The sequence below is a fragment of the Mesorhizobium sp. CAU 1732 genome (assembly GCF_039888675.1).
Lineage (GTDB): Bacteria > Pseudomonadota > Alphaproteobacteria > Rhizobiales > Rhizobiaceae > Aerobium.
Window position 1 is genome coordinate 1,527,121 of record NZ_JBDQQR010000001.1, and the last position, 25,921, is coordinate 1,553,041.

At 63.3% G+C, this 25,921-nt stretch carries 18 protein-coding genes; 11 read left to right on the forward strand and 7 right to left on the reverse strand.

Translation table 11 applies throughout. From position 1 onward, the window contains the following. Positions 1-4: 4 nt before the first annotated feature. Entirely contained in the window at positions 5-817 is an 813-nt protein-coding gene (gene cysQ, locus AAFN55_RS07485) for a 3'(2'),5'-bisphosphate nucleotidase CysQ (protein ID WP_347798228.1), read from the forward strand. Between the two features lie 13 nt (positions 818-830). Here cysQ and AAFN55_RS07490 read toward each other — a convergent pair whose 3' ends face one another. Continuing rightward, positions 831-1,754 carry a carbohydrate kinase gene (locus AAFN55_RS07490; RefSeq protein WP_347798229.1) on the reverse strand — a complete coding sequence of 308 codons (924 nt, stop codon included), beginning with the start codon at positions 1,752-1,754 and terminating at the stop codon, positions 831-833. Positions 1,755-1,788: 34 nt separating this feature from the next. Beyond that, positions 1,789-2,937 (reverse strand): ROK family transcriptional regulator, encoded by a 1,149-nt coding sequence (locus AAFN55_RS07495; RefSeq protein ID WP_347800215.1) that lies wholly within the window; start codon positions 2,935-2,937, stop codon positions 1,789-1,791. Positions 2,938-3,274: 337 nt separating this feature from the next. Between AAFN55_RS07495 and AAFN55_RS07500 the strand changes: the two genes are divergently transcribed. The 10 genes from AAFN55_RS07500 to AAFN55_RS07545 all read left to right on the forward strand — a co-directional run bounded on the left by AAFN55_RS07500 (position 3,275) and on the right by AAFN55_RS07545 (position 19,587). Next, positions 3,275-4,255: a sugar ABC transporter substrate-binding protein gene (locus AAFN55_RS07500; protein WP_347800216.1), complete on the forward strand. Its 981-nt coding sequence runs from the start codon at positions 3,275-3,277 to the stop codon at positions 4,253-4,255. 442 nt (positions 4,256-4,697) lie between these two features. After that, on the forward strand, positions 4,698-5,780 hold the full coding sequence (locus tag AAFN55_RS07505; protein WP_347798230.1) for an ABC transporter permease: 1,083 nt from the start codon (positions 4,698-4,700) through the stop codon (positions 5,778-5,780). Beyond that, positions 5,777-6,559: an ATP-binding cassette domain-containing protein gene (locus AAFN55_RS07510; RefSeq protein ID WP_347798231.1), complete on the forward strand. Its 783-nt coding sequence runs from the start codon at positions 5,777-5,779 to the stop codon at positions 6,557-6,559. Before AAFN55_RS07505 ends, AAFN55_RS07510 begins: the two co-directional genes overlap by 4 nt. Before the next feature lie 127 nt (positions 6,560-6,686). Continuing rightward, entirely contained in the window at positions 6,687-9,152 is a 2,466-nt protein-coding gene (locus AAFN55_RS07515; protein ID WP_347798232.1) for a glycogen/starch/alpha-glucan phosphorylase, read from the forward strand. Positions 9,153-9,389: 237 nt separating this feature from the next. After that, complete coding sequence (gene glgB / locus AAFN55_RS07520; RefSeq protein ID WP_347798233.1) at positions 9,390-11,594, forward strand: 1,4-alpha-glucan branching protein GlgB; 2,205 nt, start codon at positions 9,390-9,392, stop codon at positions 11,592-11,594. A gap of 22 nt (positions 11,595-11,616) precedes the next feature. Continuing rightward, the gene (gene glgC, locus AAFN55_RS07525; RefSeq protein WP_347798234.1) at positions 11,617-12,879 is read left to right on the forward strand and encodes a glucose-1-phosphate adenylyltransferase; all 1,263 of its coding nucleotides are present in this window, start codon (positions 11,617-11,619) and stop codon (positions 12,877-12,879) included. A 3-nt stretch (positions 12,880-12,882) separates the two neighbouring features. Then, on the forward strand, positions 12,883-14,340 hold the full coding sequence (gene glgA / locus AAFN55_RS07530; protein WP_347798235.1) for a glycogen synthase GlgA: 1,458 nt from the start codon (positions 12,883-12,885) through the stop codon (positions 14,338-14,340). Next, the gene (locus AAFN55_RS07535; RefSeq protein WP_347798236.1) at positions 14,337-15,965 is read left to right on the forward strand and encodes an alpha-D-glucose phosphate-specific phosphoglucomutase; all 1,629 of its coding nucleotides are present in this window, start codon (positions 14,337-14,339) and stop codon (positions 15,963-15,965) included. The genes glgA and AAFN55_RS07535 overlap by 4 nt, the downstream gene beginning before the upstream one ends. Next, the gene (glgX, locus tag AAFN55_RS07540) at positions 15,965-17,941 is read left to right on the forward strand and encodes a glycogen debranching protein GlgX (protein ID WP_347798237.1); all 1,977 of its coding nucleotides are present in this window, start codon (positions 15,965-15,967) and stop codon (positions 17,939-17,941) included. Before AAFN55_RS07535 ends, glgX begins: the two co-directional genes overlap by 1 nt. Before the next feature lie 14 nt (positions 17,942-17,955). Further along, on the forward strand, positions 17,956-19,587 hold the full coding sequence (locus AAFN55_RS07545) for an alpha-amylase family glycosyl hydrolase (protein WP_347798238.1): 1,632 nt from the start codon (positions 17,956-17,958) through the stop codon (positions 19,585-19,587). A gap of 4 nt (positions 19,588-19,591) precedes the next feature. Here the strand turns inward: AAFN55_RS07545 and AAFN55_RS07550 are convergent, their stop codons facing one another. The 5 genes from AAFN55_RS07550 to AAFN55_RS07570 form a co-directional block, all read right to left on the reverse strand. Continuing rightward, positions 19,592-21,268, reverse strand: coding sequence for a pilus assembly protein TadG-related protein (locus AAFN55_RS07550; protein ID WP_347798239.1), 1,677 nt, complete (start codon positions 21,266-21,268; stop codon positions 19,592-19,594). Positions 21,269-21,330: 62 nt separating this feature from the next. Then, positions 21,331-21,774 (reverse strand): TadE/TadG family type IV pilus assembly protein, encoded by a 444-nt coding sequence (locus tag AAFN55_RS07555; RefSeq protein ID WP_347798240.1) that lies wholly within the window; start codon positions 21,772-21,774, stop codon positions 21,331-21,333. Between the two features lie 235 nt (positions 21,775-22,009). Continuing rightward, positions 22,010-22,810: a xanthine dehydrogenase family protein subunit M gene (locus AAFN55_RS07560; protein ID WP_347798241.1), complete on the reverse strand. Its 801-nt coding sequence runs from the start codon at positions 22,808-22,810 to the stop codon at positions 22,010-22,012. 10 nt (positions 22,811-22,820) lie between these two features. Beyond that, complete coding sequence (locus tag AAFN55_RS07565) at positions 22,821-25,172, reverse strand: xanthine dehydrogenase family protein molybdopterin-binding subunit (protein ID WP_347798242.1); 2,352 nt, start codon at positions 25,170-25,172, stop codon at positions 22,821-22,823. A 110-nt stretch (positions 25,173-25,282) separates the two neighbouring features. Next, the gene (locus AAFN55_RS07570; protein ID WP_347798243.1) at positions 25,283-25,783 is read right to left on the reverse strand and encodes a (2Fe-2S)-binding protein; all 501 of its coding nucleotides are present in this window, start codon (positions 25,781-25,783) and stop codon (positions 25,283-25,285) included. Positions 25,784-25,921: the final 138 nt, after the last annotated feature.

Below are 25,921 nucleotides of genomic sequence, written 5' to 3' on the forward strand. Positions count from 1 at the left end.
TGATGTGACCGAACTGCCTGACGACAAGACGATCCTTGCGACCATCGAGCCGCTGGCGCTGGCTGCCGGCCGGCGCATCATGGATGTGTTCGCGGCCGGCTGTCCGACCGAGACGAAGTCGGACGACTCGCCCGTGACCGTCGCCGATCGCGATGCGGAGGTGATCATCCTGGAGGGTCTTCGAAGCGCGTTTCCGAGCGTGCCGATTATCGCCGAGGAGGAAGCCGAGGCAGGCAAGTGCCCCACCTCGACCGGAGATCTGTTCTTCCTGGTCGACCCGCTCGACGGCACGCGCGAATTCGTCAACCGCCGCACGGACTTCACGGTCAACATCGCGCTGGTGCGCGATGGGGTTCCGGTGCTGGGCGTAGTCTACGCGCCGGCGCTGAATACGCTGTATGCGGGGAGGCCCGGGCACGCCGAAATGGTAGTGACCGACGCCGGGCACGACGCGACCGAGCGCAAGCAGATCGTCGTTCGCGACAGCGGCGATCCGATCACCATCGTCGCAAGCCGCTCGCACAGGACCGCGGAGACCGATGCCTTCATCGCCCGCTACGGTTCGGCGGATCTGGTCTCCGTGGGATCGTCGTTGAAATTCTGCATGCTCGCCGCGGGATCGGCGGATCTCTATCCGCGTTTCGGGCGGACGATGCAGTGGGACACCGCTGCAGGCGACGCGGTCCTTCGTGCGGCAGGCGGCACGATGACCATGGTCGATGGACAACCCTTCTACTACGGCAAGGGCCGGGTTGCCGGTGACGCCGACTTCGCCAATCCGCATTTCGTTGCTGAAGGGCGGATTGCGAAGGCTTGATGGGGGTGGGCGGTCAGCCCAGCTCGTGACGCCAGGGCGGATTGGCGCCCGGCCGAGACACGGTCACGGCGGCCGCACCGATCGCGAAGTCGAGCGCTGCATGCAGGTCCTGCTCGCCGAGCGAAGCGATCTTCGATTTGTCGAGAAGCCCGCCATCGTGCAGGGACGCCAGAATGCCCGCGTTGAACGTGTCGCCTGCGCCGACCGTGTCTGCAACGGAGACGGAGCGGGCAGGAACGTCGATCCGCGTGTTCTTCGTATAGCCGACGGCGCCTTTTGCGCCATGCGTCAGCACCACGACCTTGGGTCCGAGACCGAGCCAGCGGGCGGCGATCTCGTCATGCGTTCCGCTTTCGCCGAACCAGGCAAGGTCTTCGTCCGACAGCTTTACGATATCGGCCATCGCGATCATCCGGCGCATGCGTTCGATGTGGCTTGGCTTGTCGCGAATGAAGCCCGGCCGGATATTGGGATCGAGCATCATGACCCGCCCGACATGCTCACGCCGCATCAGCGCTTCGTAGGTCGCGCCGCACGGTTCGGGGATCAGGCTGATGCAACTGAAGTGAAGTGCCTGCACGTTATCGTCGAGAATCGGCAGGTCGGCTTCGGTCAGCATCCGGCCGGCGGTGTTTTCGTCGTAGAACGTGTAGGTCGCGTGGCCGTTCGTGAGGTGAACGAAGGCAAGCGTCGTCGGGCGCTCTGAAAAGCGCACGTGCCGCAGATCGACCTTGCTGGCTTCCAGCGCGTCCTTCAACTGGGTTCCGAAAAGATCGTCTGAGATGCCGGAGAAGAATGCCGCAGGCGCTCCCAGGCGACCGAGCGCGATCGCCGTGTTGAACACAGCACCGCCGACATAGGGCGCGAATGCGGTCTCGCCGGTGTTGGCGGTTCGCGGCAGCATGTCGATGAGCGCTTCGCCACAGCACAGTATCATGTGTTCTCCCCCGTCATGGCTGGGCAACTGGTTTTCAGATCGTTTTGGCGGCCGAGGCGGGTCCTATCAGGAACCGGTCGGACAAGGGAAGGCTCGCGCCGCCCAGTGCGCGTGCGTGAAGTCCGACCGTACCTTCCAGAATGGACGGCACGGTCAGTCCTTCCGAATCGAGCGTCGCGATCCTGTCCCGCGTCGCATCTACCAGCCGCCGCCTGACATCGAGCGGCATCCAGCCATCGATGATGGCCGCCTCGAAATCCACGACGGCGCTTGCGGCAAGCGTTGCGTGGGCGAGACCCGACGCGGCATCGTCGATCCAGTGATCGAGGGGTGCACCGATATCCCACCATGTTTCCGGCTCGGTCCAGAGAGGGGCGGAATCCATGCCGCTCGCGACAAGCGCCGTTTCAAGGACTGCGATCGAGGCGACATCGATCAATTGTCGCGTCGTCCCGTTGGGACCAGGCACCGGCATCGAACCGAGGGCGCCCGCATTGCCGCTCGCGCCGCTGTAGAGACTACGATTGAGCACGACGCCCCCGCCAACGAACGCGCCGACGTAGAAATAGAGAAAGTCGCGCAGGGCGCGTGTCTTGCCGAAGACGAGTTCGGCGCCGCAGGCCGATGTGGCATCGTTCTGGAGATAGACGGGGAAGGTGCATCGCGAGGCGATTTCGCGACGGATGTCGGCATGGCGCCATTCGTCCATCGCGCCTGCGGGTGAGCCACTCGCATCCGCCCAGTTCCACAGTTCGAACGGCATGGCGATGCCCAGACCAGCTATGCGGGCATCCGCGCCCGCGCTCAGCGACGCGCGCAATTGCGCGATGCCGTCGACGACGAAACCGATCGTCTCGGCGAGCATCGGATAGGCATAGGCATGGTGCAGCATCGCGCGCTGCACGCCGAGAAAATCGAGCAGGACGAGCTCCGCGCTGCGACGGCCGATCTTGAGGCCGAGAAAATACGCGCCGTCTGGATTGAGCGACATGGGAATGGATGGCTGGCCGATGCGGCCGCGTTGCGGCTCGCCCTTCACGAGCAGGCCGTCGGCTTCGAGCTCGCGCATGATGACGGACACGGTCTGCGTCGACAGGCCGATCATGCGCGCGATTTCGGTTTTCGACAGACTGCCATGCGAACGAACCAGCGAGAGCACGAGCCGCTCGTTGGAATCGCGCATACCGCTCTGGTTCGTTCCCCTGTGAAAGGGATCGTCGACCCGTTCTGCGAGGTCAGATTTCTTCACGCCCGGCACCACCCTTTCTCCCTGATGGCGCATTCTGTGCCGCCGCACAATGGGTCCGGCAAAGTCTGAAGTCAATAATAAATCATAGTGATTTACTTATTGACCGAGGTGCGGTTTGGTGCCACGTTCAGGGTCGACATCGAGGCGGAGGAACTGTGCCTTGATGCTCGAAAGCCGGGTGCTCTGCGCCCGCACGTTCCAACCGGGAGGAATGACCGTGACCAACTCGAAATTTTTGACTTCGACCGTATTCGGCGCTGCCGCGGCCGCCATGCTGGCGCTGGCATCGCCAGCTTCAGCGCAGGACGTCGGGGCTTGCCTCATCACCAAGACCGACATCAATCCCTTCTTCGTCAAGATGAAGGAGGGCGCGACGGCCAAGGCTGCCGAGCTCGGCGTGAACCTCTCCACCTATGCGGGCCGGATCGACGGCGACCACGAAACCCAGGTCCAGGCGATCGAGACCTGCATCGCGTCGGGCGCCAAGGGCATCCTGATTACCGCTTCCGACACCAAGGCGATCGTGCCCGTCGTGAAGCAGGCGCGGGACGCGGGCCTGCTGGTGATCGCGCTCGATACGCCGCTGGAGCCGATCGACGCGGCCGACGCGACATTCGCGACCGACAATTTCAAGGCTGGCGAATTGATCGGCCAGTGGGCGGCAGCGACCCTCGGCGACGAGGCGGCGAATGCGAAGATTGCGCTTCTCAACCTGACGCCCAGCGCGCCCTCGGTCGACGTGCTGCGAAATCAGGGGTTCCTGAAAGGCTTCGGGATCGACATCAAGGACGAAAACCTCATTGGCGACGAGGATGATCCGCGCATCGTCGGCCACGACGTCACCAACGGCAATGAAGAAGGGGGACGCACCGCGATGGAAAACCTTCTCCAGAAGGATCCGGACATCAATGTCGTGCATACGATCAACGAGCCCGCGGCAGCCGGTGCCTACGAGACCTTGCGGTCGTTTGGCAAGACGGAAGGCGTGCTGATCGTCTCGGTCGATGGCGGCTGTCCGGGCGTCCAGAACGTCAAGGAAGGCATCATCGGCGCGACGTCGCAGCAATATCCGCTGATGATGGCAGCCCTCGGCATCGAGGCGATCGCAAACTTCGCCAAGACCGGCGACCTTCCGAAGCCGACCGAGGGGCTCGACTTCTTCGATACCGGCGTGACGCTCATCACCGACAAGCCGGTCGAGGGTGTGGAATCGATCGACTCCGCCGAAGGCCTGGAAAAGTGCTGGGGGTGAGGAGCGGTCCGCGCAGCGGATGAAAAGCCAACGATTTGGCTTTTCAAGCGACGAACGCCCGGAGCCATAGCGAAGGGCAAGAGCGGTCCGCGCAGCGGATGAAAAGCCAATGATTTGGCTTTTCAAGCGACGAACGCCCGGAGCCATAGCGAAGGGCAAGAGCGGTCCGCGCAGCGGATGAAAAGCCAATGATTTGGCTTTTCAAGCGACGAACGTCCGGAGCCATAGCGAAGGGCAAGGGCGGTCCGCGCAGCGGATGAAAAGCCAATGATTTGGCTTTTCAAGCGACGAACGTCCGGAGCCATAGCGAAGGGCAAGGGCGGTCCGCGCAGCGGATGAAAAGCCAACGATTTGGCTTTTCAAGCGACCTGACCGTGCGCCGCGCCTTTGACGGCGCACGGTACTGGCATCACAGTGACGTCGCTTTTCGGGAGGAAGCGCAATGAGCGAACCCAGCGCAGGCAGGCCCGCAGGGCAGGAATTCGAGAACACCCTCGACCAGAGCGACAAGACCGTCGCAGCCTTCGAGGGGCATGAAAAGAGCGCGATCGACCGTCTCCAGCACTTCCTGCACGGCAATCCGACGATGGTGCCGGTCATAGTGCTCGCGGTGAGCATCATCGCCTTCGGGTTCATTGCGGGCAGCAACTTCTTCAGTGCGTTCAACCTGTCGCTGATCATGCAGCAGGTAACGATCATCGGTATCCTGGCCGCAGCACAGAGCCTCGTGATCCTGACGGCGGGCATCGACCTGTCGGTCGGCGCGATCATGGTTCTGATGTCGGTGGTGGCGGGAAATCTCGCGACCAGCCTCGGCGTTCCGGCACCGTTGGCGATAGCCGCAGGCATGGCGGGCGGCACATTGGCGGGCTTCATGAACGGCGTGCTGGTGACGCGTTTCAAGCTGCCGCCCTTCATCGTCACGCTCGGCACCTGGAACATCTTCTTCGCGCTGACGCTGTGGCTGTCGGGCGCACAGTCGATCCGCAGCCAGGACATCGATACCATCGCACCCATGCTGAAATTCTTCGGCCAGAGCTTCCGCGTCGGCGGCGCGCAATTCACCTACGGCTCGATCCTGATGGTGCTGATCTTCGCGGTGCTTTGGTACATGCTCAACCGAACCGCATGGGGCCGCCATGTCTACGCGATCGGCGACGACAAGGAAGCGGCCGAACTCTCCGGCATCCAGACCAACCGCACGCTTTTGTCGGTCTATGCGCTCGCCGGACTCGTCTGCGGCATCGCCGCATGGGCTTCGATCGGGCGTGTCGGCTCGGTCTCGCCGCAGAGCTTTCAGGAGGCGAACCTCCAGTCCATCACCGCCGTGGTGATCGGCGGCATATCGCTCTTCGGCGGCCGGGGCTCGATCATCGGTCCACTCGTCGGCGCTCTGATCGTCGGTGTCTTCAATTCGGGGCTGCGGCTCGCAGGCGTCGACGTGCTTTGGCAGGTCTTCGCCATCGGCTGGCTCACCATCATCGCGGTCGCGATCGATCAATGGATCAGGAAGCTCTCGTCATGACCACGCAACCTCTTTTGACCGCGCGCGGGCTGGTCAAGCGCTATGGCCGCGTCACAGCCCTCAATCAGGCCGATTTCGATCTCTATCCCGGCGAGATACTGGCCGTCATCGGCGACAATGGCGCCGGCAAATCGTCGCTCATCAAGGCGATTTCCGGTGCCATGCGCCCCGACGAGGGCGAAATCCGGCTCGGCGGCGACGTCGTCAATTTTCGATCGCCGATGGAGGCGCGCGAGGCCGGCATCGAGACCGTCTACCAGAACCTCGCTCTCTCGCCGGCACTCTCGATCGCCGACAACATGTTTCTCGGCCGCGAGATACGCAAGCCGGGTTTCATGGGCTCGTGGTTCAGGCTGCTGGACCGTCCTGCGATGGAAAGGATCGCCCGCGACAAGCTGACGGAACTCGGCTTGATGACGATCCAGAACATCAGCCAGGCGGTGGAAACGCTCTCCGGCGGCCAACGGCAGGGCGTGGCGGTGGCGCGGGCCGCAACCTTCGGATCCAGGATGGTGATCATGGACGAGCCGACCGCAGCCCTCGGCGTCAAGGAATCGCGGCGCGTTCTCGACCTCATCCAGGACGTGAAATCGCGCGGCATGCCGATCGTGTTGATCTCGCACAACATGCCGCACGTCTTCGAGGTCGCCGATCGCATCCATATCCATCGGCTGGGCAAGCGGTTGTGCGTGATCGACCCCAAGGAATACACGATGTCCGACGCCGTCGCCTTCATGACGGGGGCGAAAGCGCCGCCATCGGAGCCGCTCGCGGCATGAGCGGAAAACGTGCGGGCAGGATTGAGTGGCACTGGCCATTCGGCTAGCATCGTTATGGGAGGAAGTCTGGAAATCTGCTCAGGCGCGGCCTTTTTCCGAGCGCGCTGAAAAAGGGGGCATTGTGACATTGGCCAAGACTTCCCCATCACCGAAGCCGGCTGCGGCAAAGCAGGTCGATGTTCTCAAGCTGGCAGCCGAGATCATCGAATGCCTGAAGTACCGGGTCGGCAAGGAGCCGTCGGTGGCGACGCGCCACGACTGGCTGACAGCCTCGATCAAGGTCGTCCGCGACAGGGTCATCGACCGCTGGATCGATTCCACGCGCCGCGCCTATGATCAGAACGGCAAGCGCGTCTACTATCTGTCGATGGAGTTTCTCATCGGCCGCCTGATGCGCGACGCCTTCTCCAATCTCGGACTGATGGATTCGATGCGCGAGGCGCTGGCGATCCACGACGTGGACATCGACATCATCGCGGCACTGGAGCCCGATGCGGCACTCGGCAATGGCGGCCTAGGCAGGCTCGCAGCCTGCTTTATGGAATCCATGGCAAGCGTCGACATTCCCGCCCACGGCTACGGCATTCGCTACGTCCATGGCCTGTTCCGGCAGGAAATCCACGATGGCTGGCAGGTCGAGCTGCCTGAAACCTGGCTCGAACACGGCAATCCGTGGGAATTCGAGCGCCGCGAAGGTGCATACGAGGTGGGTTTCGGCGGCAAGGTCGCGTCCATCACGTCGAAGGACGGGCGGCTTGAGCGGCACGTCTGGAAGCCGAACGAGCGCTTTCTGGCCGTCGCATTCGACACGCCGGTGGTGGGATGGCGCGGCAAGCGCGTGAACACGCTGAGGCTCTGGTCGGCGATGCCGGTCGATCCGATCCTGCTCGACGCCTTCAACGCCGGCGACCACATCGGCGCGCTGCGCGAGAGCAACAAGGCCGAGGCGTTGACCCGCGTTCTCTACCCGGCCGACAGCCATCAGGCGGGGCAGGAACTGCGGCTTCGCCAGGAGTATTTCTTCTCCGCGGCCTCAATCCAGGACATCGTTCGTCGTCATTTGAGTCAGAACGAGAGCCTGTCGTCACTGCCCGAGAAGGCGGCCATCCACCTGAACGACACGCATCCGGCGATCGCGGTGGCTGAACTGATGCGCCTCCTGATGGACGTGCATGGCCACGATTTCGACGAGGCATGGCACATCACGCGCCACACCTTCGCCTATACAAATCACACCCTTCTGCCCGAGGCGCTGGAAAGCTGGCCCGTTCCGCTGTTCGAGCGACTGCTGCCGCGCCACATGCAGATCATCTACGCGATCAACGCTGAAATCCTGCTGAAGGCGCGCAGTTCGGACGATTTCACGGAAGATCAGGTGCGGTCGATCTCGCTGATCCATGAGGATGGCGAGCGGCGCGTGCGGATGGGAAATCTCGCCTTCGTCGGGGCGTTTTCGGTGAACGGCGTTTCGGCGCTTCACACCGACCTGATGAAGGAAACGGTCTTTGCCGACCTTCACAAGCTCTATCCGAACCGGATCAACAACAAGACCAACGGCATCACGCCGCGCCGCTGGCTGCTGCAATGCAATCCGGGCCTCGTCGGCCTCCTGCGCGAGACGATCGGCGACCGGTTCATGGACGACATCGACGCGCTGCGCGATCTCGACGCCTACGCCGACGACACCGCGTTTCAGGAGCGCTTTGCCGCGGTCAAGCGCGCCAACAAGGAACAGCTCGTCGGTCTCGTGGCGGACCGCATGGGTATCCGGCTCGACCCGTCTGCCCTGTTCGACGTGCAGATCAAGCGCATCCACGAGTACAAGCGCCAGCTTCTCAACATCATCGAGACGGTCGCGCTCTACGACCAGATCCGATCGAGGCCTGAAAAGGACTGGCTCCCGCGCGTCAAATTCTTCGCCGGCAAGGCGGCGCCGAGCTACCACAACGCCAAGCTGATCATAAAGCTCGCCAACGACGTGGCCCGCGTCATCAACAGCGATCCCTCGGTGCGTGGCCTGCTGAAGGTCGTCTTCCTGCCGAACTACAATGTCTCGATGGCCGAGGTTATCATCCCCGCCGCCGACCTCTCGGAGCAGATTTCGACGGCAGGCCTCGAAGCGTCGGGCACGGGCAACATGAAGTTCGCGCTCAATGGTGCGCTGACCATCGGAACGCTTGACGGCGCCAATGTCGAAATCCGCGAATGCGTCGGAGACGAGAACATCGTCATCTTCGGATTGAAGGCCGACGAGGTCGCGGCGCGCCGGGCCGAGGGCCACAATCCCCGCGCCGTCATCGAGGCGTCGCAGGAACTGCGCCAGGCGCTCGAAGCGATTTCCTCAGGCGTGTTCTCGCCTGACCAGCCCGACCTCTACAAGGATCTGATCGGCGGGCTCTACGAGCATGACTGGTTCATGGTCGCGGTCGACTTCGATTCCTATGCCGATGCCCAACGGCGCGTCGACGGCATCTGGCGCGAGAGCCCACGCTGGTACGGCATGACGATCAGGAACACGGCGCGTGTCGGCTGGTTCTCGTCGGACCGGACGATCCGCCAATATGCGAACGAAATCTGGAAGGTGCCAGCGTGAGGCGAACGATGTTTGGTCGCGATTGATGTCAGCGCTCTACGTTGCCCCCCTCTGTCCTGCCGGACATCTCCCCCACGAGGGGGGAGATCAGACTGCATCCTCGCTCTCGCCAGCCTCCAGCCTTGCAGGACGAGTCGAGAGGCTGATGAAGAGCAATCTCCCCCCGTGTGGGGGAGATGTCCGGCAGGACAGAGGGGGGCGCGAAGAAGAACCGCCCGGGCAGGAGATGCCGGGCATATGACAACAAAGGGGAGGAGCAAGAAGGCAGAACCGGCTCTGACCCCGCAGAGCGAGGTCGAGGCCGTCGTTGCGAGCGCCCATGGCGATGTCTTCGCCGTGCTCGGCGTTCACGAGATCGACCAGACGCTCATCGCCCGATGCTTCATCCCGCACGCTGATGCCGTCACCGTATTCACGCTGGCGGGGAAGAAGGCGGGTGAGTTGGCCAGCCGCCACGAGGCAGGGTTTTTCGACGGCAAGCTGTCGATCAGGAAACGCCAGCCTATCAAATATCATGCACGCAATGCAGGCGGCGAATGGTGGGTGACCGACGCTTACTCGTTCGGGCCGGTGCTGGGCCCCATGGACGACTACTTCATCGCCGAAGGCTCGCATCTGCGCCTCTTCGACAAGCTCGGCGCGCATCTGATCGATCACGAAGGCGCGTCAGGCGTGAACTTCGCGGTCTGGGCGCCGAACGCATCGCGGGTCTCGGTGGTGGGCGATTTCAACGAATGGGACGGCCGCCGGCACGCGATGCGCAAACGCGTCGATACCGGCATCTGGGAACTGTTCGTTCCGGATATAGGCGCGGGGCGGATCTATAAGTTCGAGATCATCGGGCCGGGCGGAAAAGTGCCGCTCAAGGCCGATCCCTTCGCGCTGCGCGCCGAGCTGCGGCCAGACACCGGTTCGATCACGGACCACCCTCCCGCCCATGACTGGGGCGACGAGGATCATCGCGCCCACTGGAAAGCGGTCGATCCGCGCCGCCAGCCGATTTCGATCTATGAGGTCCATGCGGGCTCCTGGCAGCGTCGTGACGACGGTTCTTTCCTGTCCTGGGACGAGATGGCGGACCGCTTGATCCCCTACGTGGTCGATATGGGGTTCACCCACATCGAGTTCCTGCCGATCACCGAGCATCCCTACGATCCCTCATGGGGCTACCAGACGACGGGGCTCTATGCGCCCTCGGCCCGCTTCGGGGAGCCGGAAGGGTTTGCACGCTTCGTCGATGGCGCACACCGCGCGGGTGTCGGCGTCATCCTCGACTGGGTGCCCGCCCACTTTCCCACCGACGCGCATGGGTTGTCGCGGTTCGATGGCACAGCGCTTTACGAGCATGCCGACCCGCGCAAGGGGTTTCATCCCGACTGGAATACGGCGATCTACAATTTCGGACGGCGCGAGGTTCTGGCTTATCTGGTCAACAACGCGCTGTTCTGGGCCGAGAAGTACCACCTCGACGGGCTCCGTGTGGATGCGGTCGCCTCGATGCTCTACCTCGACTATTCCCGCAAGGCCGGCGAATGGATACCGAACGAGAAGGGCGGTCGCGAAAATCTCGAGGCCGTCGACTTCCTGCGCAAGATGAACGCGGCGGTCTATGGCACGCATCCGGGCATCATGACGATCGCGGAGGAATCGACGTCGTGGCCGAAGGTCTCGCATCCCGTCCATGAAGGCGGCCTCGGCTTCGGCTTCAAGTGGAACATGGGCTTCATGCACGACACGCTGGAATATATGGCGCGCGAGCCGGTGCACCGGAAGCATCATCACAACGACATCACGTTCGGGCTGCTCTACGCGTTTTCGGAGAATTTCGTACTGCCGCTGAGCCATGACGAGGTGGTGCATGGCAAGGGCACGCTTCTCGCGAAGATGTCCGGCGACGACTGGCAGAAGTTCGCGACGTTGCGGGCCTATTACGCCTTCATGTGGGGCTATCCGGGCAAAAAACTCCTGTTCATGGGACAGGAGTTCGCGCAGCGCCGGGAATGGAGCGAGGAGCGGTCGCTGGACTGGGATTTGCTGGGCGCGCCGGCGCATGAGGGTGTTCGCACACTGATCCGCGATCTCAACCGAAGCTATCTCGCGAGGCCAGCCCTCCATGCGCGCGACTGCGAGGGCGAGGGCTTCGAATGGCTGATTGCCGACGACAGCGCGAATTCGGTCTTTGCCTGGCTGCGAAAGGCACCCGACGCGCCGCCCGTCGCGGTGATCTCGAATTTCACGCCCGTCCCGCGCATCGACTATTCCGTGCCATTGCCGATTGCCGGCAAATGGCGTGAAATCATGAACACCGATGCGGCGATCTACGGCGGCGGCGGGGCGGGCAATGGAGGTGCCGTCACGGCGCATGAATTGGAGGGAGGAGGCGTTGCCGCGCGGATGACGCTGCCGCCTCTGGCGACGATCATGCTCGAATACGAAGCATGACAACAATGCGTGGAGGGGATCGATGGACTTGAAAAGAACACAGCCACTCGCGCGCGACGCGATGGCCTACGTGCTGGCGGGTGGGCGTGGCAGCCGGCTCGCGGAACTGACAGACGTGCGCGCCAAGCCGGCCGTCTATTTCGGCGGCAAGACCCGCATCATCGACTTCGCTCTGTCCAATGCGCTCAATTCGGGCATCCGCCGCATCGGCGTGGCGACCCAGTACAAGGCGCATTCGCTCATCCGCCACCTCCAGCGTGGCTGGAACTTCTTTCGGCCCGAGCGAAACGAGAGTTTCGACATTCTGCCAGCCAGCCAGCGCGTCTCGGAGACGCAGTGGTATGAGGGCACCGCCGACGCGGTCTTTCAGAACACGGACATCATCACCGACCACGGCGTCGAGTTCATGGTGATCCTGGCCGGCGATCACATCTACAAGATGGATTACGAGCTGATGCTGCGCCAGCACGTCGACCAGTGCGCGGACGTCACGATCGGCTGCCTGGAAGTGCCGCGCATGGAAGCGGTCGGCTTCGGCGTGATGCATGTCGACGACAACGACAAGGTCATCGCCTTCGTCGAAAAGCCGAAGGACCCGCCTGCGATGCCGGACAAGCCGGATTTCGCGCTGGCATCCATGGGCATTTACGTCTTCCGGACCGACTTCCTCATGGACCAGCTTCGTCGCGATGCGGCCGACCCCAACTCGAGCCGGGATTTCGGCAAGGACATCATCCCTTACATCGTCGCCAACGGTAAGGCGGTCGCGCATCGCTTCAACAAATCCTGCGTCCGCTCCAGCTTCGAGCGCGAGGCCTATTGGCGCGACGTCGGCACGGTCGATGCCTATTGGGAAGCCAACATCGACCTGACGGACATCACGCCGGAACTCGACCTCTATGACCGCGATTGGCCGATCTGGACCTATGCCGAGATCAAGCCGCCGGCGAAATTCGTGCATGACGAGGAGAACCGGCGCGGATCGGCGATATCGTCGCTGGTTGCGGGCGACTGCATCATTTCAGGCGCGGCGCTCAGAAGAAGCCTGATCTTCACCGGCGCACGGGTGAACTCGTTCTCGTCGCTCGACGAGGCGGTGGTGCTGCCGGACTGTCATGTCGGTCGAAACGCGCAACTCAGCCGCGTGGTGATCGACCGTGGCGTGAAAATCCCGGAGGGGCTGGTCGTGGGAGAAGACCCGGAACTCGACGCAAAGCGCTTCCGCAGAACCGACAAGGGAATCTGTCTGATCACGCAGATGATGATCGACAGGCTGGACACGTAGCGCATGCAGGTGTTGTCGGTCGCATCGGAAGTGTTTCCGCTCATCAAGACGGGCGGATTAGCTGACGTCACCGGCGCGCTTCCGGGCGCGCTTGGCGGTCTCGGTGTTGCCGTGCGCACCATGCTGCCGGGATATCCGTCGGTGATGGCACGCCTTCCGAAACGGCCGAAAAAGATCGCGGACTATTCCGATCTCTTTGGCGGCAAGGCGAGGCTGCTGGCGGCAGAGCTCGACGGGCTCGATCTGCTCATCCTCGATGCGCCGCATCTCTTTGACCGGCCGGGCGGCGCCTATGGCGATCCGGGTGGTGGGGACTGGCCCGACAACTGGAAGCGTTTCGCGGCCTTTTCCCGCGCCGCGGCCGACGTCGCGCTGGGCGCCATTCCGGGGTGGCTGCCGGATATCGTTCACGCGCATGACTGGCAGGCGGCGATGACGCTGGCCTATCTCCGCTACGATGAGAGGCCTGCGCCACCGTCGGTCATGACCGTGCACAACCTCGCCTTTCAGGGGCAGTTCGCGGCGTCCATCTTCGGTGAACTCGGCCTGCCCTCGGCGGCGATGGCGCTCGACGGGGTCGAATATTTCGGTGGCGTCGGGTTCCTGAAAGCCGGCCTGCAGGCGGCGAGCGCGATTACGACCGTCAGCCCCACCTATGCCCGGGAAATCCGCAGCCCGTCTTTCGGCATGGGGCTCGATGGCCTGATCGGCCTGCGCGCGAACAGCCTGCATGGCATCCTGAACGGCATCGACACAGGCCAGTGGAACCCGGAGACGGACCCACATCTGGCTGCGCGCTACACGGCGAAGACGCTGAAGGCCCGGGCGGCCAACCGGCAGGCTCTGGAGCAGCGTTTCAGCCTCGATGCCGATGGCAGTCCCTTGCTTTGCGTGGTGAGCAGGCTCACCTGGCAAAAAGGCATGGATATCCTAGTCTCGCAGCTTGATCGCATGGTCGGCCTTGGCGTGAGGATCGCCGTGCTCGGCTCCGGCGATCAGGCGCTCGAGGGCGCATTTCTCGCGGCGGCGGCGCGCCATCGCGGCCGCGTGGTGACCGTCATCGGCTATGATGAGGGGCTTTCGCACCTGCTGCAGGGGGGAACTGATGCGATCCTCATCCCGTCGCGATTCGAGCCTTGCGGCCTCACGCAGCTCTACGGCTTGCGTTATGGCTGCGTCCCGGTCGTCGCGCGGACGGGCGGGCTCGCGGACACGGTGATCGACGCGAACCACGCGGCCGTGTCGGCCGGTGTAGCAACGGGTATCCAGTTCGAACCGGATTCCGGCGAGGCGCTCGTCGAGGCGATCGAGCGGCTGACGCGCCTTTTTATCGACCGAGATATCTGGTCGGGTATGCAGAAGCGAGGCATGAGGGCTGACATTTCCTGGGAAGCGAGTGCGAAGGAGTATGTGTCGCTCTTTCGCTCGCTTGCCGTGCAGCAGAGGACAGGTAAAGCATGAACTCCATCGTCAAGACGGTGCCCTACGACGACCAGAAGCCGGGCACGTCGGGCCTGCGCAAGAAGGTGCCGGTCTTCCAGCAGGAAAACTACGTTGAGAATTTCATCCAGTCGATCTTCGACTCGGTCGCGGGCTATCGCGGCGAGACGCTGGTGATCGGCGGCGACGGCCGCTATTTCAACCGCGAGACGATCCAGACGGCGATCAAGATGGCCGCCGCCAACGGCTTCGGGCGCGTGATCGTCGGGCAGGGCGGCATCCTGTCGACGCCGGCAGCCTCGCATCTCATCCGCAAGAACGAGGCATTCGGCGGCATCGTCCTGTCGGCAAGCCATAATCCCGGCGGGCCGGAGGAAGATTTCGGCATCAAGTACAATGTCGGCAATGGCGGGCCTGCGCCTGAGAAGATCACCGAGGCCATCTACCAGCGCACGCTGGTGATCGATCGATACGCGATCGCGGACAGTCCCGATATCGATCTTGACACGATCGGAACCTTTCAGGCCGGAGACATGACCGTCGAGGTGGTGGATTCCGTCGCCGACTACGCGGATTTGATGGAGAGCCTGTTCGATTTCGACGCGATCCGGGCAATGTTTTCGGGCGGTTTCCGCATGGTGTTCGATGCCATGCACGCCGTGACGGGCCCCTACGCCGTCGAAATCCTCGAAAAGCGTCTTGGCGCGGAGCATGGAACCGCGCGCAACGCCGTGCCGCTGCCCGATTTCGGCGGGCACCACCCCGATCCCAACCTCGTTCACGCGAAAGACCTCTACGATCTCATGATGTCGCAGAACGCACCGGATTTCGGCGCGGCCTCCGACGGCGACGGCGATCGCAACCTGATCATCGGCAAGGGCATCTTCGTCACGCCGTCGGATTCGCTGGCCATGCTGGCGGCGAACGCGCATCTCGCGCCGGCCTATAAGGCCGGCCTGAAAGGGATCGCGCGGTCGATGCCGACGAGCGCTGCCGCCGACCGCGTGGCTGAAAAGCTCGGCATCGGCATGTACGAGACGCCGACGGGCTGGAAGTTCTTCGGCAATCTGCTCGACGCCGGCCTCGTGACGATCTGCGGCGAGGAGAGTGCAGGCACCGGCTCGGATCATGTCCGCGAGAAAGACGGGCTGTGGGCCGTGTTGTTGTGGCTCAACATCGTCGCCGCGCGTGGCGAAAGCGTCATCGACATCGCCGGGAAGCACTGGGCGGAGTACGGCCGCAACTACTATTCGCGCCACGACTACGAAGGCGTCGACACCGACGATGCAAACGCGCTGATGGCAGCGTTGAAAGAGAAGCTGCCCAAGCTCCCCGGCACGACCGTAAAAGGCCTGAAGGTCGCTTCGGCCGACGATTTTTCCTACCTTGATCCGGTCGATGGCTCGACAAGCAGCAATCAGGGCATCCGCGTTCTTTTCGAAGGCGGCTCGCGTGTGGTGTTCCGCCTGTCTGGAACGGGTACGACGGGGGCGACGCTTCGGGTCTACATCGAGCGCTATGAGCCCGACCCCGCGCGCCACGACGTCGAGACGCAGGAGGCGTTGAGCGACCTCATCGCGGCTGCCGACGCCATTGCTTCCATCCGCAAGCATACCGGGCGCCCAACGCCGAGCGTCATCACCTGATGGCTCTGGAGGGGAGCACTCTCGGCGCACAGATCGAGGACGGGGGCGTTAACTTCGCGGTCTGGTCGCAGGCGGCCGAACGCATCTGGGTCTCCCTTTTCGACGAGCAGGACCGGGAGTTTGACCGCATCGAACTGGGCAAGGGAGCGGGCGGCGTGCATTCCCGCTTCGTTGCCGGGCTGGGCGAGGGCGCACGCTACGGGTTCCGGGCGGACGGGCCTTACGAACCGGCCAACGGCATCTGGTTCGATCCCGACAAGCTGCTTATCGACCCCTATGCGCTCGCCATAGACCGACCCTTTGCCTACGACGCCCGTCTTAGCGCTCCGCGCGACGGGGCAATCGACACGGCTTTCATGATGCCGAAGGGGCTGGTGTCCGCGCCGCTGCCGCGTGTCGAGCAGGGAGCGCCGGTGTTTCCCGAGGGCGGATTCATCTATGAGTTGAACGTGCGCGGCTTCACGATGCGCCATCCGGACGTCCCGGAGGAGTTGCGCGGCACGATCGCGGCACTCGCCCATCCGGCAATCATCGAGCATCTGACGAAACTGCGCGTGGACGCGGTCGAATTGATGCCGATCGCGGCCTGGATGGACGAGCGCCATCTGCCGCCGCTCGGACTGGCGAATGCCTGGGGCTACAACCCCGTCACCTTCATGGCGCTCGACCCGCGTATCGCGCCGGGCGGCTGGAACGAACTGCGCGAGACGGTCGCCGCGCTGCGCGCCGCCGGCATAGGCACGATCCTCGACGTCGTGTTCAACCACACTGCGGAGAGCGACGCGCACGGCCCGACGCTGTCCCTGCGCGGCCTCGACAGCCGCGCCTATTACCGCCACGCCGGCGGTGAACCGGCACGGCTCGTCAACGACACGGGAACCGGCAATACGCTCGATTGCACGCATCCGGCCGTCATCCGCCTGGTGACGGATACGCTGCGCACCTTCGTGCGTCACGCGGGCGTCGATGGCTTCCGGTTCGACCTGGCGCCGATCCTCGGCCGCAACGAACACGGCTTCGACGCACACGCACCGCTGCTCGAGGCCATGTCCGACGATCCCGGGATCGGCAGCCGCGTCTTGATTGCGGAGCCGTGGGATATCGGACCCGGTGGCTACCAGCTCGGCAGGTTTCCACCGCCGTTTCTCGAATGGAACGATCGCTTCCGTGACGATGTTCGCCGGTTCTGGCGCGGCGATGGCTGGGCTGTCGGGGCGCTGGCGACACGGCTTGCGGGCTCGTCGGACGTGTTCGGCGCATCCGGCCAGAACACGCGAACCGTCAATTTCATCGCCGCACATGACGGCATGACGCTCGCCGATATCACGGCTTACGAGCGCAAGCACAACCTCGCCAATGGCGAGGACGGGCGCGACGGCCATTCCGACAATCTCTCGTGGAACGACGGCGTCGAGGGCGCGACCGACGATCCCGGCATTGTTGAAAAGCGCCGATCCGACGTGAAGGCGCTCTTGGCCACGCTGTTCCTGTCGCGAGGCGCGATGTTGCTGACGGCGGGCGACGAGTTCGGACGCACGCAAGCCGGCAACAACAACGCCTATGCCCAGGACAACGAGATCACGTGGCTCGATTGGGAGGGGCGCGACCGCGAGATCGAGGCGTTCGCACGCTGGCTCGGCGGCGCGCGCCATCGCATCGCGGCGCTTCGAAAGACTGCCTTCCTCGATGAAGGCAGCGTCGTCTGGCTGCGCGAAGACGGCCTGCCGATGAGCATCAGTGACTGGGAGGATCGCGGGCGCCGCACACTGGCAATGGTGCTCGCCGGCGAGGATGGCGCACCGCGCATCGGCATCGCGATCAACGGCTTGTCGCAACCCGTCAAGTTTCGATTGCCCGACACCGGCGACGCGGCATGGCGCGCGCTCGTCGCAAGCCGTCCAGCGGAGGAGAACGAGGGAGGATCGTTCGCTCTCGCAGCACGCAGCGTCGTGCTGTTCGAGGAAACCGCAGCTTAGGAAAGGGCAACGACGTGACTACACCGAAAAACCCACTGGGCAATGCCGACTGGTGGCGTGGCTGCTCGATCTACCAGATCTATCCGCGCTCGTTTCAGGACACGACGGGCGACGGCAGCGGTGATCTGCGCGGCATTGCAGACCGGCTGCCCTATGTGGCTTCGTTGGGCGTCGACGCGATCTGGATTTCGCCATTCTTCAAATCGCCGATGGCCGACATGGGCTACGACGTGTCGGATTACTGCGATGTCGATCCGCTGTTCGGTGCGATCGAAGATTTCGACGCGCTCGTCGCGCAGGCCCATGCGCTCGGGTTGAAAGTCATCATCGATCAGGTGCTGTCGCATTCGTCCGACAGTCACCCGTGGTTCGTCGAAAGCCGAGCGAGCCGGAACAACGATAAAGCGGACTGGTATGTCTGGGCGGATGCCAAGCCGGACGGCACCGCGCCGAACAACTGGCTTTCGGTGTTTGGCGGGCCGGCGTGGGAATGGGATTCGGTTCGCAAGCAGTATTATTTGCACAATTTCCTCGCCTCCCAGCCCGACCTGAATTTCCACAACACGCAGGTGCAGGACGCTTTGCTGGATACGGTCGAGTTCTGGCTGAAGCGCGGCGTCGACGGCTTCCGGCTCGATACGGTGAACTTCTATGTCCACGACGCCGCGCTGCGTGACAACCCGCCAATGCCGCGCGGCAAGGCCAACGACATTCCGGATACGAACCCCTACGGCTATCAGGATCACCAGTACGACAAGACGCAGCCGGAAAACCTGCTGTTCCTGGCGCGGTTTCGCAGTCTGCTGGACCGGTATGACGCGCGTGCCTCGATCGGCGAGGTGGGCGACGGCTCGCGGTCGCTGAAGACGGTCGCGGAGTACACGTCCGGCAGCGACCGGCTGCACATGTGCTACACGTTCGACATGCTGAGCCCGGAATTCTCTCCGGCGCATGTGCGCGGCTGCGTCGAGGCGTTCGAAACGTCGGTGGCGGATGGCTGGATTTGCTGGGCGCTGTCGAACCATGACGTCCAGCGCCATGTCTCGCGCTGGATGGCGTATGGCGGCAACGCCGATGCGATCGCACGGTTCGGCATTGCCATGCTGGTCTGCCTGCGCGGCTCGATCTGCCTTTATCAGGGCGAGGAACTCGGCCTGCAGGAGGCGGACCTGGCGTTCGAGGATTTGCGAGATCCCTATGGGATCCGCTTCTGGCCAGGCTTCAAGGGGCGCGACGGCTGCCGCACGCCGATGGTGTGGGACGGCGGGCTGGCGAATGCCGGCTTCACCGCCGGAACGCCGTGGCTTCCCGTGCCTGCCGATCATCAAAGCCGTGCCGTGAACCTGCAAGAGGCAGATGCGGCATCGATCCTGGCGCATTATCGCGCGATGATCAGGCTCCGCAGCGAGATCCCCAGCCTGCGAGACGGCGACATCGCCTTCATCGACGGCAATGACGCCGACATTCTCGCCTTCACGCGTGCGGGGAAAACGCTATGCGTCTTCAATTTCGGGCTTGGCGCGGCACGGTTCTCGCTGCGCGGGCGCTTAGCCAGCGCGCGTGCATCGGCAGCCGACGTCGTGATCGAGGTCGACGAGGTGGCGCTGCCGGGTCTCGGTTGGCTGATCGCCGATCTGGACGCGTGATCCGCTACTGAACGAGCACCGCGCGCCCGCAAGTCGCGCCATGGACGCGAACGTCGGCCTGACCGAGCGACACGCCAAGGGTTGAGAGCAGGCTCGACAGAACGCCATCGAGCGCCGGGGTGGCCGCACCGAGGATGTTGCCGAGCAGGCTGGTGAGGTTCGACGGGATGCCGATCGACAGAATGCCGCCCAGCGGCTTCACGTCGAGAGATATGCTCGACAGCAGCGACTTGGTGAGCGACTGCGTGAATTGATCGGTCGATATCTGCTTGATGGTCCCGGCCGCGATATCCGATGCGGTGAAGACCAGCGGTCTGTAGGCCATGTTCGACACTTCCGCATGCGCTTCGCCCGTCACGGTCACGAGGATCGGTACGTGGAGGATCGTTGCGGGCGAACGTGGCGCAGGGTTTGCAAAGCCTCCGATCTTCGACTTGTCGACCTCGGCGATGTAAAGATTTGCCACGCCCGGCCGCGCATCCACCGTGACCCGCGCGCTGTCGCTGCGTCCGGTGGGGCAGGACACGCTCTTCAGGCGCGCTTCCGCGAAGGCGAGTTCCAGATAAAGCGGAATGCGCACCCGCACGCCAAGAAGGCCGCCGACCTCCGCGACGACCGACAGCCGGGTTTGCGCGGTTCGCACGAGTTCGCCACCGGCCCCGATGTTGAACCATTGCGAGTTTTGCGGCGGTTCGCCGACCGCCAGATCGACGATGACGCTCAGCAGGCCCGGAACGGTCGCTTTCAGATCAAGCGCGATCTGCTTGCCGTCGCCGGCGATGATGGCGCTCGCCATCAAAAGCTGCATCACGTCGATGTCGGCGCCGATCTGCTGGATGTTGGCCGTGAGAAGCTGGCCCCCGATGTCACCCAGGCCGATCATGTCGGAGAGCCGGAGCTTGGGCGCGCCTGGTGTCGTGGCCTGGCTGGATAGTCGGCTCGCGGCCGCCTTGGCATTGCCGTCGAGCGAGGACATTTTGGAGAGCGCCCGCCCGATCTGGCCGATCGTGACTTCGGTATCCAGCACGTCTTCATAGGTCGCGGCTGTCAGCTCGAGATCGATCGCAAGCGCACGCAGGAATGTCAGCAGACTGACATCCGCCGACAGAAGCGCGTTGTAGTCCATCACCGACAGCGAAATCGTCGAGCCTGTCAGGCCGCTCAAGAGCCCGTTGACAATGCCACCGTTGAGCGCGGCGAGCCGCGAGCCGATCGAGAAGGCCGCCTGCGTCGATGCGCTGGCAATCGCGGTCGTGGTAACCTTGGGCGGCGGGATGAGCGCACCTGCGAAGTAGCGCGTGCCGGTCGTGCGATAGGTGACCTGGACCGCATTCTCCGGTTTTGCGCCCGGCGTGAACCGTAGGTCGGCAGGGACGGCCGGATCGGCGACATACTGGCCGCGGACGACGATGATCTCTTCGCCCTGTTCTCCGGCGCCGTGCTGCTCGTCCTCGTCCTCTTCGTCGGTTGGTGTTGTCGCACCGCTCAGCGTGACCGCGGTGGCTCCGTTGTCGTGCATCGCGATCAGCGCCGCTTCGGCCGCCTTGTCGATATTCGCCGCGGCGGTGATGGCCGCGAGATCGGCCAACCCCTGCGCGCGCCGCTTTTCGACGTAGAGCGAGCCGGCATCGACGGCAAAGGCGGCCAGCGTGATCGCCACCGGCATGATGATGGCGGTCATCAGGGCGAAATGGCCGGAACTGTCTCGAAGGAAGTGTCTGGAACGACGGAGCCGCTGCATTGTCAAATGCCTCCGATGCGGATCGTGGAGCGACGCAGGATCGTCTGGCTCGGCATCGCAAGGCGATCCACGAGGTTCCAGATCGGCAGCTCGCTTGCGTCATAGCGAACCGTCACATTGAACTGACCGTTACCTTGCTGGCTGTCCGCAGCCTCGATCGTCAGCTTGGCACGGTCGATGAAGAGATAGCCGCTGGCATGCCGGTCCACGAAGTCGAGCGCGAGCGCCTTGCGCTCCTCGGCGGTAATGCCCGCGAGTGCGGCGCGGGCGGTATCGGCGGATATCTGCTGAACCGAATGGCTGGCGCCGAAATAGATGCCGTAGGCGGTCATGCCGAGAAGGAGAAGGAGATACACCGGCATGAGCACCGCGAATTCTACAGCGGTTGCTCCCCGTGTACTGACGGCAAATCCAAATACTCGATTGAGGCGGAGTTGCGTAAACATGAGAGATACTAGACTCTCGAAAATTAAAGAACGGTAAAGCTGATGTTGATGGCGATGTATCGTAAGGACAGCGGAAGATAAAACTTTACTTAAACTTAAAGTTGCAAAAGGTTGCATAAAGATTTTTATTGAAATTTTTAGACGATGGGTATGAATAGAAAAGAAAAAAAGGCCCCTAAGGGCCTTCTTTCCGGTATTTGTTCCGGGTTGTGACAGTTGTGTTGAAAGCGGAATCCTAGCTTTTGGCGGATGCAACCGCACGTTTTGCCATGACGACGACGAGGTTTGCTCGATAGTCCGATGATGCATGTATGTCGCTCATCAACGATTTTGATGACACGCTTGCATTGTCAAGCGCTGCTGCATCGAAAGATTTGCTTAACGCAACTTCGAGTTCCTTGGCGCGAAACACGCCTTCGTCGCCTGCGCCGGTGACCGCGACCCTGACACCATCCTTCGTCTTGGCAACGAAGACGCCAGTCATCGCATAGCGCGAGGCCGGGTTCGGGAACTTGGCATAGCCGCATTTGGACGGTGCGGTGAAGGTGACGGCCGTCACGATCTCGTCGTCCTTGAGCGCCGTCTCGAACAGGCCGGTGAAATACTTCTCCGCTGCGATCTCTCGCTTGTTGGTGACGATGGTCGCCCCCAGCGCCAGCAAGGCGGCCGGGTAGTCGGCCGCCGGATCGTTGTTGGCGATCGAACCGCCGATCGTGCCCATGTGGCGCACATGCGGATCGCCGATATGGCCGGCGAGATGCACGATGGCATGGCAGACGCCCTTGAGCTTCTCGCTCGTGGCCACCTCGGCATGCGTCGTTCCGGCGCCGATCGTGACCGTCTTGCCGGACACGGTGATGCCCTTCAACGCGGAGATATGGCGAAGGTCGATAAGATCCGACGGCGCCGCGAGCCGCGTCTTCATGGCCGGGATGAGCGTCATGCCGCCCGAGACGAGCTTGCCGTCCTCCGACTTCTTGAGGAGCTTGGCGGCATCCGCAACGGAGGAGGCGCGGTGATAGGTGGTGTTGTACATGATGTGCTCCTCAGTGCTTCGTTGCGGCCTTCAACGCCGACCAGACGGTCTGCGGCGTTGCCGGCATGGTCAGGGCGTTGCTGCCGATCGCATCGGTGATCGCATTGATGACCGCAGGCGGTGAGCCGATCGCACCGGCCTCGCCGCAGCCCTTGATGCCGAGCGGATTGCCGGGGCAGGGGGTGTTCTGGTGCGATATTTCGAAGGACGGCAGATCGTCGGCGCGCGGCATCGTGTAGTCCATGTAGCTTGCCGTCAGCAACTGGCCCGACGCGTCGTAGCGTGTCCCTTCGAGCAGCGCCTGGCCGATACCCTGGGCGATGCCGCCATGAACCTGGCCTTCGACGATCATCGGATTGATGATGTTGCCGAAATCGTCCGCCGCCACGAACTGGACGATCTCCGTCTTGCCCGTCTCGGGATCGACTTCGACTTCACAGATGTAGCAGCCGGCCGGGAAGGTGAAGTTGGACGGATCGTAGAAAGCGCCTTCCTTCAGGCCCGGCTCCATGCCCGCCGGCAGATTGTGCGCGGTGTAGGCCGCAAGCGCCATCTGGAACCACGGCACGGTCTTGTCCGTGCCTGCGACCTTGCACTCGCCGTTCTCGATGATGATGTCGCCCTCGTCGGCCTCCATGAGGTGCGCCGCGATCTTCTTTGCCTTGGACTCGACCTTGTCGAGCGCCTTGACGATCGCCGACATGCCGACCGCGCCGGAACGCGATCCGTAGGTGCCCATGCCCATCTGCACCTTGTCGGTGTCGCCATGGACGATGTTGACGGAGTCCATCGAAACGCCGAAGCGGTCGGAGACGAGCTGGGCGAAGGTCGTCTCGTGGCCCTGGCCGTGGCTGTGCGAGCCGGTCAGCACCTCGATGGTCCCGACCGCGTTGACACGGACCTCCGCACTCTCCCAAAGCCCGACGCCCGCACCGAGCGAGCCCACGGCGGCCGACGGCGCGATGCCGCAAGCCTCGATGTAACAGCTCATGCCGATGCCCCGCAGCTTGCCGCGCTTTTTGGCCTCGGCGCGCCGCTTTTCGAAGCCGGCATAGTCCGACGCCTTCAACGACGCATCGAGCGATGCCGAGAAGTTGCCGGCGTCATAGTTCATGATGACCGGCGTCTGATGCGGGAACGAGGTCACGAAGTTCTTGCGCCGAAGCTCCGCCGGCGAGACGCCGAGTTGGCGGGCAGCCGTTTCCATCGTGCGCTCGAGCACGAAGGTGGCTTCCGGGCGACCTGCGCCGCGATAGGCATCGACGGGCGCGGTGTTGGTGTAGACCGCCCGCACATTGCCGTAGATCGCCGGGATGTTGTACTGGCCCGACAGAAGCGTCGCATAGAGATAGGTCGGCGTCGCCGACGAGAAGAGCGACATGTAGGCGCCGAGATTGGCGATCGTGTCGACCTTCAGGCCGACGATCTTGTGGTCGGCGTCGAAGCCCATCTTGACGGTGGTGTGATGGTCGCGGCCATGCGCATCGGTCAGGAAGCTCTCGGTGCGGTCGGCGACCCATTTGACCGGCACGTTGGTCTTCTTGGACGCCCACAGGCAGACGATCTCTTCGGGGTAGATGTAGATCTTGGAGCCGAAGCCGCCGCCGACGTCGGGCGCGATGACGCGCAGCTTGTTCTCCGGCGCGACATTGTAGAACGCGCTCATCACGAGACGCGCGACATGCGGGTTCTGCGAGGTCGTCCAGCATGTGTAGTGATCTTCGGCGCGATTGTAGTGGCCAAGCGCGGCGCGCGGTTCCATCGCGTTCGGGACCAGCCGGTTGTTGACGATCTCCATCTCGACGATGTGAGCCGCCTGGGCGAGTGCCGCGTCCGTCGCCGCCTCGTCGCCCAGCCCCCAGTCGAAGATCAGGTTGTTTTCGGCTTCCGGGTGGATCTGCGGCGCGCCCTTCTTGATGGTATCCGCGCCGTCGATGACGGCCTTCAACTCCTTGTAGGTGATATCGACCGCTTCGGCCGCGTCGCGCGCCTGGCCCTTCGTCTCCGCGACCACGATCACCACCGCATCGCCGACATAGCGAACCCTGTCGACCGCGAGCGGCGACCACGCTCCCATCTTCATGGGCGAGCCGTCCTTGGAATGAACCATCCAGCCGCAGATGAGGTTGCCGATGCCGTCGGCCTTCAGTTCCTTTCCGGTAAGAACCCCGATGACGCCCGGCATCGCCTGCGCCTTTTTGACGTCGATCTTCTTGATCTCGGCGTGGGCGTGCGGCGAGCGAACGAAGGCTGCATGCTTCATTCCCGGCACGACCATGTCGTCGACATAGCGGCCTGCGCCCGTGATGAACCGTCGGTCTTCCTTGCGCGCAACGCGTGCGCCGATGCCTTCAATGCCCATGAACGTTCTCCTCCAGAACTTTGGTCAGGGGAGTAGGGGAATATGGCAGTAGGGGACGAAAACCGCAGTGGTTTACTGCCCTGGTGCCATACGCCCCTAGTGCCCTCGTCTCACGCTGCCTTCTTCGACTTGCCCTTGCTCGCCTTGCCCATCTCGGCCGATGCGGCGCGGATGGCCTTGACGATGTTGTGGTAGCCCGTGCAGCGGCAGATATTGCCTTCCAGTTCGGCGCGGACGGTCTTCTCGTCCAGCCCTTCCGGGTGACGCCTGATCATGTCGGTGGCCGCCATGATCATGCCCGGGGTGCAGAAGCCGCACTGAAGCCCATGATGCTCCTTGAAGGCGGCCTGGACCGGATGCAGTTCGCCGCCGTCGGAAAGCCCCTCGATCGTCATGACCGTCGAACCGGAAGCCTGTACGGCGAGAATCGAGCACGACTTCACGGCCTTGCCGTCCATATGGACGACGCACGCGCCGCATTGCGACGTGTCGCAGCCGACATGCGTGCCCGTCATGCCGAGATGCTCGCGCAGGAAGTGAACCAGCAGCGTGCGATCCTCCACGACGCCCGACACCGCACGGCCGTTAACGACCAACGAAACAGATGACATCAAGCTTCTCCCTCATGTGCCCGCGCTCTGGTGCCGGACAGTCCAGTCCTTATCGACGTGCGGCAGGCACGTCCCGATCCGGGGAAGAAGTCCACGAGTGCCGGGATCGCGTGGAATGCTGATCCATCGACAGTCGCT

Coding starts and splice junctions, on each gene's coding strand:
- AAFN55_RS07490 (WP_347798229.1), bottom strand. CDS start 1,754: ATGATACTGTGCTGTGGCGAAGCGCTCATCGACATGCTGCCGCGAACC.
- AAFN55_RS07495 (WP_347800215.1), bottom strand. CDS start 2,937: ATGCGCGATTCCAACGAGCGGCTCGTGCTCTCGCTGGTTCGTTCGCAT.
- AAFN55_RS07500 (WP_347800216.1), top strand. CDS start 3,275: ATGCTGGCGCTGGCATCGCCAGCTTCAGCGCAGGACGTCGGGGCTTGC.
- AAFN55_RS07505 (WP_347798230.1), top strand. CDS start 4,698: ATGAGCGAACCCAGCGCAGGCAGGCCCGCAGGGCAGGAATTCGAGAAC.
- AAFN55_RS07510 (WP_347798231.1), top strand. CDS start 5,777: ATGACCACGCAACCTCTTTTGACCGCGCGCGGGCTGGTCAAGCGCTAT.
- glgB (WP_347798233.1), top strand. CDS start 9,390: ATGACAACAAAGGGGAGGAGCAAGAAGGCAGAACCGGCTCTGACCCCG.
- glgC (WP_347798234.1), top strand. CDS start 11,617: ATGGACTTGAAAAGAACACAGCCACTCGCGCGCGACGCGATGGCCTAC.
- glgA (WP_347798235.1), top strand. CDS start 12,883: ATGCAGGTGTTGTCGGTCGCATCGGAAGTGTTTCCGCTCATCAAGACG.
- AAFN55_RS07535 (WP_347798236.1), top strand. CDS start 14,337: ATGAACTCCATCGTCAAGACGGTGCCCTACGACGACCAGAAGCCGGGC.
- glgX (WP_347798237.1), top strand. CDS start 15,965: ATGGCTCTGGAGGGGAGCACTCTCGGCGCACAGATCGAGGACGGGGGC.
- AAFN55_RS07550 (WP_347798239.1), bottom strand. CDS start 21,268: ATGACCGCCATCATCATGCCGGTGGCGATCACGCTGGCCGCCTTTGCC.
- AAFN55_RS07555 (WP_347798240.1), bottom strand. CDS start 21,774: ATGTTTACGCAACTCCGCCTCAATCGAGTATTTGGATTTGCCGTCAGT.
- AAFN55_RS07560 (WP_347798241.1), bottom strand. CDS start 22,810: ATGTACAACACCACCTATCACCGCGCCTCCTCCGTTGCGGATGCCGCC.
- AAFN55_RS07565 (WP_347798242.1), bottom strand. CDS start 25,172: ATGGGCATTGAAGGCATCGGCGCACGCGTTGCGCGCAAGGAAGACCGA.
- AAFN55_RS07570 (WP_347798243.1), bottom strand. CDS start 25,783: ATGTCATCTGTTTCGTTGGTCGTTAACGGCCGTGCGGTGTCGGGCGTC.